13 protein-coding genes and 1 other RNA gene are annotated in these 14,663 nt (G+C 36.6%); 10 read left to right on the top strand and 4 right to left on the bottom strand.

Features of this window, described 5'->3' with window-relative positions; all coding sequences use genetic code 11:
* Nucleotides 1-38: 38 nt before the first annotated feature.
* The 7 genes from K7G93_RS04455 (at nucleotide 39) to hrpA (ending at nucleotide 7,142) form a co-directional block, all read left to right on the top strand.
* Nucleotides 39-620 (top strand): LemA family protein, encoded by a 582-nt coding sequence (locus tag K7G93_RS04455; RefSeq protein WP_049214098.1) that lies wholly within the window; start codon nucleotides 39-41, stop codon nucleotides 618-620.
* Between the two features lie 19 nt (nucleotides 621-639).
* Nucleotides 640-1,089 (top strand): TPM domain-containing protein, encoded by a 450-nt coding sequence (locus K7G93_RS04450; RefSeq protein ID WP_226690521.1) that lies wholly within the window; start codon nucleotides 640-642, stop codon nucleotides 1,087-1,089.
* Nucleotides 1,082-1,849 carry a TPM domain-containing protein gene (locus K7G93_RS04445; protein WP_226690522.1) on the top strand — a complete coding sequence of 256 codons (768 nt, stop codon included), beginning with the start codon at nucleotides 1,082-1,084 and terminating at the stop codon, nucleotides 1,847-1,849. The genes K7G93_RS04450 and K7G93_RS04445 overlap by 8 nt, the downstream gene beginning before the upstream one ends.
* A gap of 84 nt (nucleotides 1,850-1,933) precedes the next feature.
* Nucleotides 1,934-2,263, top strand: coding sequence for a Grx4 family monothiol glutaredoxin (grxD, locus tag K7G93_RS04440; RefSeq protein WP_115322577.1), 330 nt, complete (start codon nucleotides 1,934-1,936; stop codon nucleotides 2,261-2,263).
* Nucleotides 2,264-2,374: 111 nt separating this feature from the next.
* Nucleotides 2,375-2,827, top strand: a complete 453-nt coding sequence (locus K7G93_RS04435) for a DUF441 domain-containing protein (RefSeq protein ID WP_115322578.1) — start codon at nucleotides 2,375-2,377, stop codon at nucleotides 2,825-2,827.
* A gap of 20 nt (nucleotides 2,828-2,847) precedes the next feature.
* Nucleotides 2,848-3,225, top strand: a complete 378-nt coding sequence (locus K7G93_RS04430) for a DUF423 domain-containing protein (RefSeq protein ID WP_226690523.1) — start codon at nucleotides 2,848-2,850, stop codon at nucleotides 3,223-3,225.
* A 5-nt stretch (nucleotides 3,226-3,230) separates the two neighbouring features.
* Nucleotides 3,231-7,142, top strand: a complete 3,912-nt coding sequence (gene hrpA, locus K7G93_RS04425; RefSeq protein WP_226690524.1) for an ATP-dependent RNA helicase HrpA — start codon at nucleotides 3,231-3,233, stop codon at nucleotides 7,140-7,142.
* 120 nt (nucleotides 7,143-7,262) lie between these two features.
* On the opposite strand, the gene ssrA is transcribed toward hrpA, so the two are convergent.
* The 4 genes from ssrA to K7G93_RS04405 all read right to left on the bottom strand — a co-directional run bounded on the left by ssrA (nucleotide 7,263) and on the right by K7G93_RS04405 (nucleotide 11,098).
* Nucleotides 7,263-7,629, bottom strand: a transfer-messenger RNA (tmRNA) gene (gene ssrA / locus K7G93_RS04420).
* A gap of 371 nt (nucleotides 7,630-8,000) precedes the next feature.
* Nucleotides 8,001-8,420 (bottom strand): Z-ring associated ZapG family protein, encoded by a 420-nt coding sequence (locus tag K7G93_RS04415; protein WP_049215303.1) that lies wholly within the window; start codon nucleotides 8,418-8,420, stop codon nucleotides 8,001-8,003.
* A 125-nt stretch (nucleotides 8,421-8,545) separates the two neighbouring features.
* The gene (gene ycaO, locus K7G93_RS04410) at nucleotides 8,546-10,303 is read right to left on the bottom strand and encodes a 30S ribosomal protein S12 methylthiotransferase accessory factor YcaO (RefSeq protein ID WP_226690525.1); all 1,758 of its coding nucleotides are present in this window, start codon (nucleotides 10,301-10,303) and stop codon (nucleotides 8,546-8,548) included.
* Nucleotides 10,304-10,381: 78 nt separating this feature from the next.
* Nucleotides 10,382-11,098: a class I SAM-dependent methyltransferase gene (locus tag K7G93_RS04405; protein WP_160530968.1), complete on the bottom strand. Its 717-nt coding sequence runs from the start codon at nucleotides 11,096-11,098 to the stop codon at nucleotides 10,382-10,384.
* A gap of 23 nt (nucleotides 11,099-11,121) precedes the next feature.
* Between K7G93_RS04405 and gloB the strand changes: the two genes are divergently transcribed.
* From gloB to K7G93_RS04390, 3 genes are all read left to right on the top strand, one after another.
* Nucleotides 11,122-11,823 (top strand): hydroxyacylglutathione hydrolase, encoded by a 702-nt coding sequence (gene gloB, locus K7G93_RS04400; protein WP_160530965.1) that lies wholly within the window; start codon nucleotides 11,122-11,124, stop codon nucleotides 11,821-11,823.
* Between the two features lie 145 nt (nucleotides 11,824-11,968).
* Nucleotides 11,969-13,273, top strand: coding sequence for a glutamyl-tRNA reductase (hemA, locus tag K7G93_RS04395; protein WP_226690526.1), 1,305 nt, complete (start codon nucleotides 11,969-11,971; stop codon nucleotides 13,271-13,273).
* 77 nt (nucleotides 13,274-13,350) lie between these two features.
* Entirely contained in the window at nucleotides 13,351-14,574 is a 1,224-nt protein-coding gene (locus tag K7G93_RS04390; RefSeq protein WP_227798315.1) for an ROK family transcriptional regulator, read from the top strand.
* The last annotated feature ends 89 nt before the right edge of the window (nucleotides 14,575-14,663 follow it).

Genomic DNA, 14,663 nt, shown 5'->3' with positions numbered 1-14,663 from the left:
TTTTATTAATTGAGATTAAATTTTTAAGGAATGTTGAAATGAAAAAGTGGATTGTATTGATCTTAGTCGCTATTGTAGCTGGTTTTACTGTAATGACTAGCTACAATGGGTTAGTGAAAGCAGAGGAAGAAATTGATTCTGTTTGGGCAAATGTAGAATCAGCATATCAACGTCGAGCAGACTTAATTCCAAATTTAGTAAACACTGTTAAAGGACAGGCGAATTTTGAACAAGACACTTTAACTAAAGTTACAGAAGCTCGAGCGAAAGCATCACAAACTAAAATTGATCCGTCGAATCTTTCTGAAGAACAGCTTGTTAAATTTCAACAAAATCAAAATGAAGTAGGTTCAGCATTGTCTCGTTTATTAGTGACAGTTGAACAATATCCTGCATTACGAGCCAATGAAGGATTTATGAATTTACAAGCACAACTTGAAGGCACAGAAAATAGAATTAATGTTGCACGTAATAAATTTAATGAAGCGGCCCGTTTATATAATCAAAAAGTACGCCAATTTCCTACAAAGTTAGTCGCGATGATTTTCGGTTTTAAAGAAAAACCATATTTTAAATCAGTAGAAGGGGCAGAAAATGCGCCTGCAGTTAATTTTAATTAATCATTGAAGAAAATACGATATGCCTTTATTTTCACGAATTCCAATTAATAAAACGCAAGTTGAGAAAGCTATTTCTCAACTTGAAACCCAAACATCAGCTGAATTACGTGTTTATATTGAACGGAAAATTCCTAAAAAAACGTCATCTAAAACGGGTGTGGCACGTGCATTAGTGATTTTTAATGATCTAGAAATGTATGAAACACAAGCGAGAAATGCGGTACTCATTTATGTCGCTTTTAAAGATCACCAATGTTCAATTATCGGTGACCAAGGTATTCATCAATATGTTGGTGAACAATTCTGGCAGCAACAATGTGATGTTATGGTCAATTATTTTCGTCAAGGTGAATATACTCAAGGTATTGTTACGGCAATTGAAAATATAGGAAAAGAGCTTGCATTATATTTTCCTATTCAATCAAATGATAAGAATGAATTAGACAATGAGGTGATTATCAATGGTTAAATGGCTAAAAAGTGTGGTCATTTTTTTCTCTTTTTTCTTTACATTATCCGCTTTTGCAGCACAATTTCCACCTTCGCCGAATCCGTTCCAATATATTAATGATTACACCAACACATTATCGGCTAGCGAGAAAGGGGCATTAGAGCAAAAATTAATTGATTATAGTAAAGAGACTAGTTCGCAAATTGCGGTAGTTATCATTCCTTCAACGGCAGAATATGAGATTTCGCAATATACATTTGAGCTCGGTGATAAATGGGGGATTGGGCGTAAGCAATTGAATAATGGTGTATTAATGTTGATTGCTAAAGATGACCGTAAAATGTTTATCGGTGTTGGACAAGGTTTAGAAGGGATACTGCCCGATGCATTTTTATCTCAACTTATTCGTAATCAAATTACACCTTATTTTAAACAAGGTCAGTATGCAGAAGGGATTAATAACGGTTTAAACTACATTATTGCAACTAGCAAAGGCGAGTTTGATCCAAACCAAGTCGTAGATGATGACAGTTGGGAAGATTATATTCCAATTTTTATGGTCGTTGTATTCATCTTATTTGTCGTATTAAGCGACTTACGTGCAACACCTTATGTTAGCCCAACGGGGCATAATTCATCACGTAGAAGCACTACACTCGGGCGCAGCAGTAATTATCGTGGCGGTGGTGGTTTCGGTGGATTTGGCGGCGGTAGCGGATCTGGTGGTGGATTCGGCGGTGGCAGTTTCGGTGGCGGTGGTGCTGGCGGTAGCTGGTAAATAGTTGATTATTCCAGTAGGGTTATTGGTCAGTTTTTTTCTCTGTGTTACAATACGACCGTTTACTTACTTTTGAGGATAATTATGGAAACCTTAGATAAAATCAAAAAACAAATCAGCGAAAACCCTATTCTTATTTATATGAAAGGCTCACCAAAATTCCCATCTTGTGGCTTTTCTGCGCGTGCAGTAGAAGCATTGATGCATTGCAAAGTGCCTTTTGGTTATGTTGACATTTTACAGCACCCAGATATTCGTGCTGAATTACCCGCATATGCAAACTGGCCAACATTCCCACAATTATGGGTTGAAGGTGAGCTAGTCGGTGGTTGTGACATTATGTTAGAAATGTTCCAGCAAGGTGAACTACAAACATTATTAGCTGAAGTAGCAGCAAAACATCCACAAGAATAATATCTCAAAACCCGCAATTCTGCGGGTTTTTCTTTTTTCAACTCACATCACAAACAAAGAATAACTTGTTATAATTCATTGTCAAAATTAACTGCACTTTTAGAGAGTTTTATGTCCTTACAGTTTAATTCCGTCGCATTATTATTAGTTGTATTAATTTTACTCGGTGTATTGAGTAATAACAGTTCAGTGACGATTTCAGCTGCAATTTTGTTATTAATGCAACAAACATTTTTAGCGCAATATATTCCATTTATGGAAAAAAATGGCATCACCATTGGGATCATTATTCTGACGATTGGCGTATTGAGTCCGATTGTTTCAGGTAAAATTCAATTACCTGATGTTACGATCTTTTTGAATTGGAAAATGTGGTTGGCTATCGTTGTGGGATTATTAGTGGCGTGGCTTGGTGGACGTGGCGTTGGATTAATGGGCGCACAGCCTGTATTATTGACGGGGCTATTAATTGGAACAATTTTAGGCGTTGCTTTTGCTGGTGGCATTCCAGTTGGACCATTAATTGCGGCGGGCATTCTTTCGTTATTTTTAGGTAAATCATAAAGTGAAACAAGGAACAATCGATGAAAAATAAATGGTTATTTATTTCTGCATTAAGTGGATTTTTTTGTATCGCATTTGGTGCATTTGCAGCGCATGGCTTAGAAAAAACACTTTCCTCACAAGCCTTTGCGTGGATCGACACTGGTTTAAAATATCAAATGTTCCATACAGTAGCATTGATGGTGCTTGGTGCTTTACAGTCTTATTTACGTATTGATTGTGACAGATGCATTTCTGTGATTGGCACAACTTGGTCATTTGGCATCTTGCTTTTTAGTGGCAGCTTATATTTATTAGCATTAGGTGCAAGCAAAGCCTTAGTATGGGCAACACCGATTGGCGGAACATTATTTTTAATTGGTTGGGCAGCATTAGCATATCGAAGTATTAAAAATTAAGTGATATGAAGAAGAATTTAAGAAAAATAGAATTTAGCACGTTACAAAAATCCCTATTATCAGAACTGAATGAAGTAATGAATAGCGATTATCGTCAGCTGTTGGCTCGAATTAAAGGCATTAGTAATATTAAAAATGAACAAGCGCAACAAGCAGTCGCAGCTGAAATTCAGTCACAAATCCAGTTAGCGCAGGAACGCTTAAATCAGCGTAAAAGTGCGGTTAAAAATATCGAGTTTCCTGAAAACCTCCCTGTAAGTCAGCGTAAAGAAGAAATCCAAAAACTAATTACACAACATCAAGTAGTGGTGATTGCTGGTGAAACGGGGTCAGGAAAAACAACTCAATTACCGAAAATGTGTTTGGCGTTAGGTCTAGGCACAAAAGGATTAATTGGCCATACGCAACCTCGCCGTATTGCAGCTCGTTCAGTGGCAACACGTATCGCAGAGGAATTAAACACTGAACTTGGCGATTTAGTCGGTTATAAAGTCCGTTTTACGGATCAAATCAGTGAAAATACGATGGTCAAATTGATGACTGATGGTATTCTATTAGCCGAAATTCAAAGCGATCGCTTTTTAAATCAATATGATACGTTAATCATTGATGAAGCCCATGAACGCAGTTTAAATAATGATTTCATTCTTGGGTATTTAAAACAGCTTTTACCAAAACGCCCTGATCTTAAGGTGATCATCACTTCTGCAACAATTGATGTAGAGCGTTTTTCCAAACATTTTAATAATGCGCCAATTATTGAGGTCTCGGGTAGAACTTATCCCGTTGAAGTGCGTTATCGTCCCGTTGTTGAAACTGAAGAGCAAGATCAATTGCAAGCTATTTTAGATGCAGTAGATGAGTTACAAACTGAAGGACGCGGCGATATTCTGATCTTTATGAATGGTGAGCGTGAAATTCGTGATACGGCTGAAGCCCTACAAAAACAGGATTTAAAACACACTGAAATTCTACCGCTCTTTGCTCGTTTATCAGCACAAGAACAGAATAAAATTTTTAATCCATCTGGCTTAAATCGCATTGTGCTTGCAACCAACGTAGCTGAAACCTCGTTAACTGTACCTGGTATTAAATATGTGATTGACCCTGGTACAGCGCGTATTTCCCGTTATAGCTATCGCACCAAAGTACAACGTTTACCTATTGAGCCGATTTCTCAGGCTTCGGCAAATCAGCGTAAGGGGCGTTGTGGCCGTGTAAGTGAAGGGATTTGTATCCGCTTGTATTCAGAAGATGACTTTAATAGCCGTCCTGAATTTACTGATCCTGAAATTTTACGCACCAATCTTGCTTCAGTTATTTTACAAATGACCGCACTTGGATTGGATGATATTGATGCGTTCCCTTTTGTAGATGCCCCTGATAAGCGTAATATTCAAGATGGGATCAAGCTATTAGAAGAATTAGAGGCTTTCCATTTCGTCAAAGCAAAATTTGGTGAAAGACGTCAATTAACGCAAGTAGGTAGACAGTTAGCGCAGTTGCCTGTTGACCCTCGTTTGGCAAAAATGTTGTTGACTGCAGTCAAATTGAATTGTTTACACGAAGTGATGATTATTGTTTCGGCGTTATCGATTCAAGATCCACGTGAGCGACCACAAGAAAAACAACAGTCAGCAGATGATAAACATCGCCGTTTTGCGGATAAAAAATCAGATTTTCTGTCCTTTTTAAATTTATGGCAATTTATTCAAACTCAGCAAAAAGAACTTTCTAAAAATCAATTTCGCCGTTTATGTCAAAAGGATTATTTGAACTATTTAAGAATCCGTGAATGGCAGGATATTTATCATCAAATTCGCCTAACAGTGCGTGAAATGGGGCTGCCAATAAATTCTCAGCCAGCAGAATATTCACAGATTCACACCGCACTTTTAAGTGGTTTGCTATCGCATATCGGGATGAAAGAAAGTGAAAAACAGCAGTATTTAGGTGCTCGTAATGCGCATTTTGCGATTTTCCCTAACTCCGTTTTATTTAAGAAACAGCCGAAATGGTGTATGGCTGCTGAGCTCGTGGAAACCTCAAGACTTTGGGGGCGAATGGTCGCTGATATTGACCCAGAATGGATCGAGCCATTAGCTACGCACTTAATTAAAAAATCCTATGCTGAGCCTCGTTGGTCAAAATCCAAAGGTGCAGTCATAGCAGATGAAAAAGTGAGCTTGTATGGTGTGCCGATTGTTGCTAGCCGCTCAGTGAATTATGGTGCTATTGATCCACTGGTGAGCCGCGAAATTTTTATTCAATCTGCATTAGTCGAAGGGGATTGGTTTACTAAACATAAGTTTTTTCACCAAAATCGCCAATTAATCCGAGAAATTGAGGATTTAGAACACAAAAGTCGTCGCCGTGATATTTTGGTGGATGAACGCACCTTGTTTGAGTTTTATGACCAGCGTATTGGTACGGATGTAGTGTCGCAACGCCATTTTGATAGCTGGTGGAAAAAAGTCAGCCAACAAGACCCTGAATTACTCAATTTTGAAAAAGCCTTTTTAACTAAAGACAATGCGGAGCAAGTTAGTGAATTGGATTTTCCGAATTTCTGGCATCAAGGCAATTTAAAATTCAAGCTCAGCTATCAATTTGAACCCGGTACTGATGCCGATGGTGTGACGGTACATATTCCATTACCTTTATTAAACCAAGTAGAAATGAAAGGGTTTGATTGGCAAATTCCGGGCTTACGCAAAGAGTTGATTATTGCATTAATCAAGTCCCTACCAAAATCTTTACGCCGTAATTTTGTGCCAGCACCAAATTATGCTGAGGCATTTTTAGGGCGAGCAAAACTGCTTGAAAAGCCGCTTTTAGAAAGCCTGATTTATGAACTGCGTCGAATGACAGGTGTGAGTGTTGAGCCTGAAAGTTGGCAATTAGATCAGTTACCAAGTCATTTAAAAATGACGTTCCGAGTGATTGATGATAAAGGTAAAAAAATTGCTGAATCAATGGATTTAGATAGCCTGAAATTCCAATTAAAAGATCAGGTTCAAGAAAGTATTTCTGCGGTGGCAGATGATGGTATCGAGCAAAGTGGTATCCACGTTTGGAACTTCGACAGCTTGCCACAATGTTATGAGCAGAAAAAACGAGGCTTTACGGTGAAAGCTTTCCCTGCGATTGTCGATGAAAAAGAAGCAGTAGGGATTAAATTATTTGAAACGGAATTTGAGCAGCAGGTCGCAATGCAACAGGGATTACGCCGACTACTATTACTCAATGTACCTTCACCGATTAAATATCTACACGAAAAACTGCCCAATAAATCGAAACTTGGCTTGTATTTCACACCGTTTGGGCGAGTATTGGATTTGATTGACGATTGTATTGCCTGTGCCGTAGATAAGCTGATTACCGATTTTGGTGGATTGGTTTGGAATGAAACGGATTTTGATAAATTGCGTGATTTTATTCGTGAAAACCTAAATGAAACCACCGTTGACATTGCTAAACAAGTGGAACAAATTTTAACCTTAACTTATGAGCTTAACAAACGCTTAAAAGGCAAAATGGATTTCACTATGGCATTTGCGTTATCTGATATCAAAGCCCAGTTAAATGGTTTGATTTATCAAGGCTTTGTACAAAAAACAGGGTATGCTCGTTTGAATGACTTACAACGTTATTTACAAGGTATTGATAAACGAATTGATAAGCTCTTACAAGATGTGAATCGTGACCGTGCAGCGATGTTAAGAGTGGAACAAGTTAACCAAGCGTATCAACAACTCCTTGCAAAACTACCAAAATCTAAACCGCACTCTAATGAAGTAAAAGAAATTCCCTATATGATTGAGGAATTGCGAGTGAGCTTATTTGCCCAACAACTCGGCACAAAATACCCAATATCAGACAAACGGATTTTAAATGCAATTAAAGAATTAGGTTAAGCGCAAAAAATAAAAGGCAGAGATTTCTGCCTTTTAATTTATTTATTCTTTTTGAGTAAATAATAAAAAAGCCAGAATATGCATTATTCTGGCTTTTATAAACTCTTGATTTCAATTCGGTGGTGGAGCTGGCGGGAGTTGAACCCGCGTCCGAAATTACTCTACCTTCAGTACTACACGTTTAGTCTCGTCTTTAGTTTCATTTACCCACTGCGGACAGACACGCGATAGATAAACTAGCTTGATTCAATTTAACGCTTCGATCCTCAAGCGGAGGCATCCACGCGATCTCGTTTGAATTTGACTCCTCTTGATCCCCGTCTTACGAGCGGAAGCTGGGGAGAGAAGGCTATGAGCAGGTTATTAAGCTGCTAAAGCGTATTGTTCGTCGTTTGCGACTATTTTTTTGCGGTTTATTTACGAGGCCTACCGCACCTCGACGTGCACCTTGGGCTTCGCTAATCCCGTCGAATCCAGAATCAGCCCCAAAAAGTGAACTCAGTCTATCAAAAAGATGTAAAGAATAAAAGTATTTTTGATTAGATGCTTATATAGTGATATGTATCCAGAGTGAATAAACAGCAATATTTTGTCATAATTTAATCAAAAAAGGGAGATAAGCAGTGAGATTATATAACAAAGAAAAAATACTTTTTTAACTACATGGATTGAAATGATTTTAATAAGTCAAAGTCAATCTGTTTATAGAAAGCAAATTAAACGAAACACTAGACTAAACGTGTAGTACTGAAGGTAGAGTAATTTCGGACGCGGGTTCAACCCCCGCCAACTCCACCACTGAATTGAAATCAAGAGTTTATAAAAGCCAGAATAATGCATATTCTGGCTTTTACATTGTTATTCATTATTTTTTTCATTTTTTAATAAACCTGAAGAACCCTCGGAGTAATCTCTAGGTTGTTCATCAGTATTTATATTATTGTGTTTTTCACTTGTACTAGTGATTAACTCATTTGAGAACAGTGGCTTATGCGTTAACTCAGGTAATAGCTGTGTTGATGATACAGCTAAATGTTTATAAAGCTTTTGGTAATCTTGCGCAATGTTTTTTAGTAGCTCAGCGCTTTCAGCAAAATGCTTTTCAAGTTGTTGTTTTTGATTGTCTAATTGATTTTTGACTTTTTGCAATTCTGCTTCTGTTTTCACTTGTTTTTTTACTGAATCTTTTGTGAAACGAAGTAATAAGTAGCTAATGACGAAACCAATAATTAAGCCAATAACTGCTGCTTGCCACATTTCAGATGTCCAGCCTTGCATAAGATCACTCCTTATAGTTGAATAAAATAACTCTATTATATTATCATCAGATAGAAAAGATTTCTTTGCACTGGATCACAACAATGATAAAGGGCACCAAATGATACCCTTTAAACAGAAATTGATTACCAATTTTCACGTTTTGCTTTCTGTAATTTTTCGTATGCTTGTAGTAGCTTCTGATGCGCTTGAAATTGTTTTAAGTTTTCATCACTAGCAAGTAAATCATAGAAAGGATTACCACCTTGGATTGCTTTCCAAGCAAATTGTACAGCATGTTGACCGTACATTTTTTCAAAAACCATGCAATATTGCTCTGGTATTCGGTTTTTATCGAGAAAGAGTTCAATACTATGAACTAAGCAACGATAATAATTTGCACGTTCAGCTGTGAATATTGAATTATTCATATTTAATGTCCAATTTGCCCAGTCAAGTGCTGCTTCTAAGTTACCAACAGCCAAATGAAGCATGGATTTAAGCTCTCCAATACGCAATGTTGTCCAGCCAGACCGTGTTGGTGCAACGATGCCAATGAATTCACGCACACGTGTTGTGTCATCAATACCTTGTTCATCTAGTTCTGTTAATAGCTCCTGATAAGTATCTTGTGGATGATGAAAATGAGGTAAGTCAAGTAATATCTCACGCCAATCCATTCCCATATTATTGTTAGCATAAATTAAATCATCCACTGGATAAATATCAGACATCCCAGGCACGATAATGCGACATGCATAAACATCCAGATGTTGATAATCCATGATATACACTTCTTTTCCTTCAGCTTGAAAAATATCCATTAGTGTATTGTATTCTTGTTCTGTTGTTCCTGAGAAATCCCAGTCTGTAAATGGATAACTGGCATCTTGTTTAAATAAATCCCAAGAAATTAAGCCACTTGAATCAATAAAGTGCGTTTCTAAATTAGCATGCTCGGCAACATCTTCATTGTTAAACGATGGTGGGGTAAATACATCGAGATCTTTTAAGCTACGCCCTTGCAATAGCTCTGTTACTGTACGTTCCAATGCGACTTGGAAGTTGGGATGAGCCCCAAAAGAGGCGAAACAAGTACCATTATTAGGATTTAATAAAATGACACAAATAACAGGATATTTGCCACCTATGGAGGCATCGTAAGCGAGAATTGGAAAGCCTTCTTCTTCTAACTTTTGAATGGATGCTTGGATTAATGGAAAGCGAGCAAGCACCCCTGATGGAATTAATGGTAGGCTAATCGCTTCGGCAATAATCTTATTTTTAATATAGCGTTCAAAAATTTCCGATAAACCTTGGACTCGAGCCTCAAATTTACTGTTTCCAGCAGACATACCATTAGAGACATATAGGTTTGCAATAATACTTTGTGGAATATAAACCGTTGATTGATCTGATTGACGAACATAAGGTAGCGCAACAATACCCCGTTGATAATTGCTTGATTGTAGATCTACTAATAATTCTGGGGTTAATTCTTGATTAGGATCGTAGTAATCTAAAAGTTCTTCATTCAAAATACCTGTTGGTAACAGTGTTTCATCTTCAATGGGGAACCATTTTTCATTTGGATAATGCACAAAATTACTATTGGCTATTTCTTGACCTAGATAAAAATCAGCAAAGAAATAATTAGTGGAAAGTCGTTCAAAATATTCGCCTAATGCAGAAGCAAGAGCTGCTTTTTTAGTTGCACCTTTTCCATTAGTAAAACATTGTGGACAATCTTTATCACGAATATGTACAGACCAAACATTAGGAACTGGGTTTAGCCAGGATACTTCTTCAATATTGAAACCAAGTGCGGTTAGTTTTTGCTGAAATTTATTAATACTTTCTTCAAGGGCAGCATCTTTGCCAGGGATAAAAGTTTGTTCGGACATTGTTATCTCAATATTTAGATTATTCTAAAAGCTTGGCATAATAGGAGAGTTTATTTTGCACTGCAAGTCAAATTGCACTTATTTACCTAATATACTTTCTCTAAATGCATTTGCTGGTTCAAAAAGCGGTTGTTTATGGAAGCATATTTTTTGAGGATTTAGCGTGAGTGGATAAGTTTGCTTACGAGCGACAATAGTGACTAGGTGCGAAAAGCAGCTTGTTTTTTGACTTTGTAACAGCGGTTTACATTCTAAAATTTCAAAATTTAATAATTCTAACCAATCTATAATGCGCCAAAGCAAGTAATGGCGAAAAAGGAGTCTGTCATGTGGTTTTTTATGAAAATAACGTTTAAATAATAGTGGACTGATCGGATTAAATAACGATAAAAAAAGATAACCATCATCTATTAATACACGATTAACTTCACGTAAAATTTGGTGAGGGTCTTGGCTAAAGTTTAATATATTTGTTAGAAGACAAGCATCAATTGAGCTTTCTAAAAAGGGCAGCTCAGTTAATTTTGCTTGAATGAATGATGTATTTTGTTGTTTTGATAGTTTATTGAGTGTGTCTGTAATTTCAGGGGATAAAATAATTTGATGCGGTAAAAAAAGATCATATGCAATTTCTGCACTTAAGCCCCCTAATTTTAAGAAATGATAGCCTAATATTTTAGGAAACCATGCAGAAAAATATTGTGTAAGTAAGTTACAATATTGTTCACCATTGTTGAGTTGTTGCCAACTAGATGGTAATGCGATTTCTTTGGGATATTTTGCGCTCCACAACATTATCAAACCTTTTAGGAGAATCTATGTTAGTACCAATTCCTGCACTGAATGATAACTACATTTGGCTTTATAGACGAGAAGATTTACCTGTAATTGTGATCGATATTCCAGAAACAAAAAATTTATTACCATTTTTAATCAATAATCAGTTAAATGTTGAAGTACTCTTATTAACTCATCATCATGCTGATCATACAGCAGGCATAGCAGACTTTAAACGATATTATCCTGATATTGAAATTTGGGGACCTGAAGAAACACGTTTAAAAGGTGCCACTCACATTATCACTAGTGCGTTGATTGAAACAAAACATTATCAAATTCAAGTCATAGAAACAGGTGGACATACTGAACAACATGTGAGTTATCTCGTAGACGGACATTTATTTTGTGGGGACAGTCTCTTTTCAGCAGGATGTGGTCGAGTATTTACAGGTAATTATCAGCAAATGTTTGAGGGATTGCAGCGTTTAAAAGCTCTACCAGATCAGACGATTGTCTGTCCAGCACATGAATATACATTAGCGAATTTACATTTTGCTGAAACAGTAATAGAGAATCAATCTATGCTAAAAAAACATCTTAAAAAAGTAGAGCTACTCAGAAGGGATAATCAACCAAGTTTACCAACAACCTTGATATTAGAAAAACAAATTAATCCATTTTTAATAGCATCTGATTTAGCTTCATTTATTCGCTTACGGCAAGCCAAAGATGTGTTTTAGCTCACTCCAATTTAGTATTTAAACAAAATTATTATGGTTAAGTTTGCTCATTGAATGACTATTGATTAAAATAAAATTATTTATTTTATTTATTCTGTGGGTGCATCAAGCCATTACAGTTAAGTTTGGCTTGTGTTAATAATTTATGACAATTCTCGTCCTCGGTATTAATCATAAAACAGCTTCCGTCGCTATACGTGAAAAAGTGGTCTTTTCCGATGAAAAGCGTGTTGAAGCGTTACAGCAAATTCAGCAATATAAGTTAGTGGATAGTGCTGTGATTTTATCGACTTGTAACCGCACTGAAGTTTATTTACATAATAAAGATATTCCCCCTCAACAAGCACAAGTATGGGCTGATACTTGTACACAATGGTTTGCTGGTATACATCAATTGCCTTTGAATGAATTGGCCGATTGTATTTATTCGCGACATAATCAGCAAGCTGCTTCGCATCTCATGCGTGTAGCTTGTGGTTTGGACTCACTGATTTTGGGAGAGCCTCAAATATTAGGGCAGGTTAAACAAGCCTACCAAATGAGTGAACAATATTACCAACAGAGAGAGCTGCCTATGTCTGGCGAGCTTTCCCGCTTATTTCAAAAAACCTTTTCAACGGCTAAACGAGTGAGAACAGAAACCACTATTGGTAATAGTGCTGTTTCAGTTGCTTATGCAGCTTGTAGTTTGGCTCGTCAAATTTTTGAATCATTAAAAAAATTAAATGTACTTTTAGTAGGGGCAGGAGAAACTATCGAATTAGTGAGTCGTCATTTGTTACGTCATGGAGTGAATAATATCATGATTGCAAACCGCACTATCGAGCGAGCTCAGAAATTAGTTGAAAAGTTAGACAATTCGGAAAATATTCAGATTCTCTCGCTTGAACAATTACAAGAAGGACTGAATCAAGCAGATATTGTCATTAGCTCAACAAGTAGTCCGAGTATTCTCATTAGTCAAGAGATGGTAAAATTGGCACAAAAAGCACGTTGTTATTTACCGATGTTATTAGTTGATATTGCCGTGCCACGTGATATTGAAGAAAGTGTTAATCAGCTCGAAAGTATTTATTATTATACTGTTGATGATTTACAACATATGATTCAACGGAATCTTACTGAAAGACAAAAAGCAGCAGAACAAGCACAATCAATTATTGAGCAAGAATGTGAGGATTTTTTTGAGTGGTTAAAAGTGCATCAATTTTCTAATTTAATTCGCTCATATCGTGATAATGCAGAAGATATTCGTCAGCAATTATTGGAGAAGTCTTTACTTGCGTTGACACAAGGCGAAGATGCTGAAAATGTATTAAGAGAGCTCAGTTATAAACTGACAAATAAATTATTACATTCACCGACTCAAGTTATGAATTCAATGGTTAAAACTGGCAATGCAAATGGATTAGAATTATTCTCTTCTACATTAAAAATTGCACAAAAGTAAATTGTGTTGCGAAAATGATTCCTAATTATCTTAATCGCCATTAAAATAGGTCAATTATTTTTTTATTGGGGTAAAACATGCGAGAAAATCATCAGATAGCAAATGTTGATTTAGTGAAACAGATGAATAGTGCGGTAGTCTACAAACTCATCGATCAACAAGGACCGATTTCTCGTATTCAAATTTCTGAATTAAGTCAACTTGCGCCTGCAAGTGTGACTAAAATTACTCGGCATCTTTTAGCTCGAGGTCTGATTAAAGAAGTTGAACAACAGGAGTCAACAGGAGGCCGCAGAGCAACCTCTATTGTTGCTGAATATAAAGCATTTCGTTCTATTCTCATTCATTTAGGTCGTAAACATACGACTTTTGCGATAATGGATTTGTCTACTAAGCTATTGAAAAAAGATGTGCTTGATTTGCCCGAAAATCAAAATGTGGAAAATATAGAAGCATTTCTTTTACAACAGTTAAATGTATTTATTGAAGAAAACCAAAAACGTGGCTGTGAATTTATTGCGATTGGGATTACAGTTCCTGGCTTTGTAGATGTAAAAACGAGTATGATTGAATACATGCCTCATTTGCAGTTAAATGCACCATGGGATTTAGCGAACAAAATAACTCAGCATTTAAGCCTACCAACGTTTATTGGACATGATGTGCGCAGCCTTGCCTTAGCAGAACATTATTTTGGGGTAACACAAGATTGTTATGATTCGCTTTTATTACGTATTCATCGTGGAGTGGGGGCTGGTATTGTCATTAATCATGAGGTTTTTCTCGGCTATAAAAACAATGTGGGGGAAATTGGACATATCCAAGTTGATCCATTAGGCAAACGTTGCTTATGCGGTAATGTTGGTTGTTTAGAAACTGTCGTCAGTAACACTGCAATTGAGAAAAAAATGCATGAGTTATTACAAGATGGTTATCAAAGTAAATGGCTTTCTTTAGATACCCATGATATTGAAGCAATTTGCAAGGCCAGTAATAAACAGGATGCAGCAGCTATAGAGTTAATTGAACATGTTGGTGTTCAAATTGGGCGTGTGCTTGCGATGAGTGTGAATATGTTTAATCCAGAAAAAATTGTTATTTCTGGTGAAATTACACAGGCCAAAACGATTTTGTTTGCAGCTATTCAACGCTCATTAGAGAGTCATGCTTTACCTGCATTTGTTAAGAATACTCCTTTAGTTGCTTCTGAATTAAAAAATGAAGATGTGATAGGCGCATTTGCTTTAATTAAACGTGCTTTATTAGATGGTAGTTTATTGCGTCGATTGTTATCTGAATAAAGTGCGGTCAGTTTTTAGAGAGATTTGTTCAAACTCTATGCGAATAAGCTAAAATTTTCATTTTTATAAAAAAAAGAGTTGACGAGTGG

This window comes from Pasteurella canis (assembly GCF_020810675.1).
Lineage (GTDB): Bacteria > Pseudomonadota > Gammaproteobacteria > Enterobacterales > Pasteurellaceae > Pasteurella > Pasteurella canis.
Note: the sequence above shows the minus strand (reverse complement) of the source record. Positions and strands in the feature narration are given on the sequence as shown.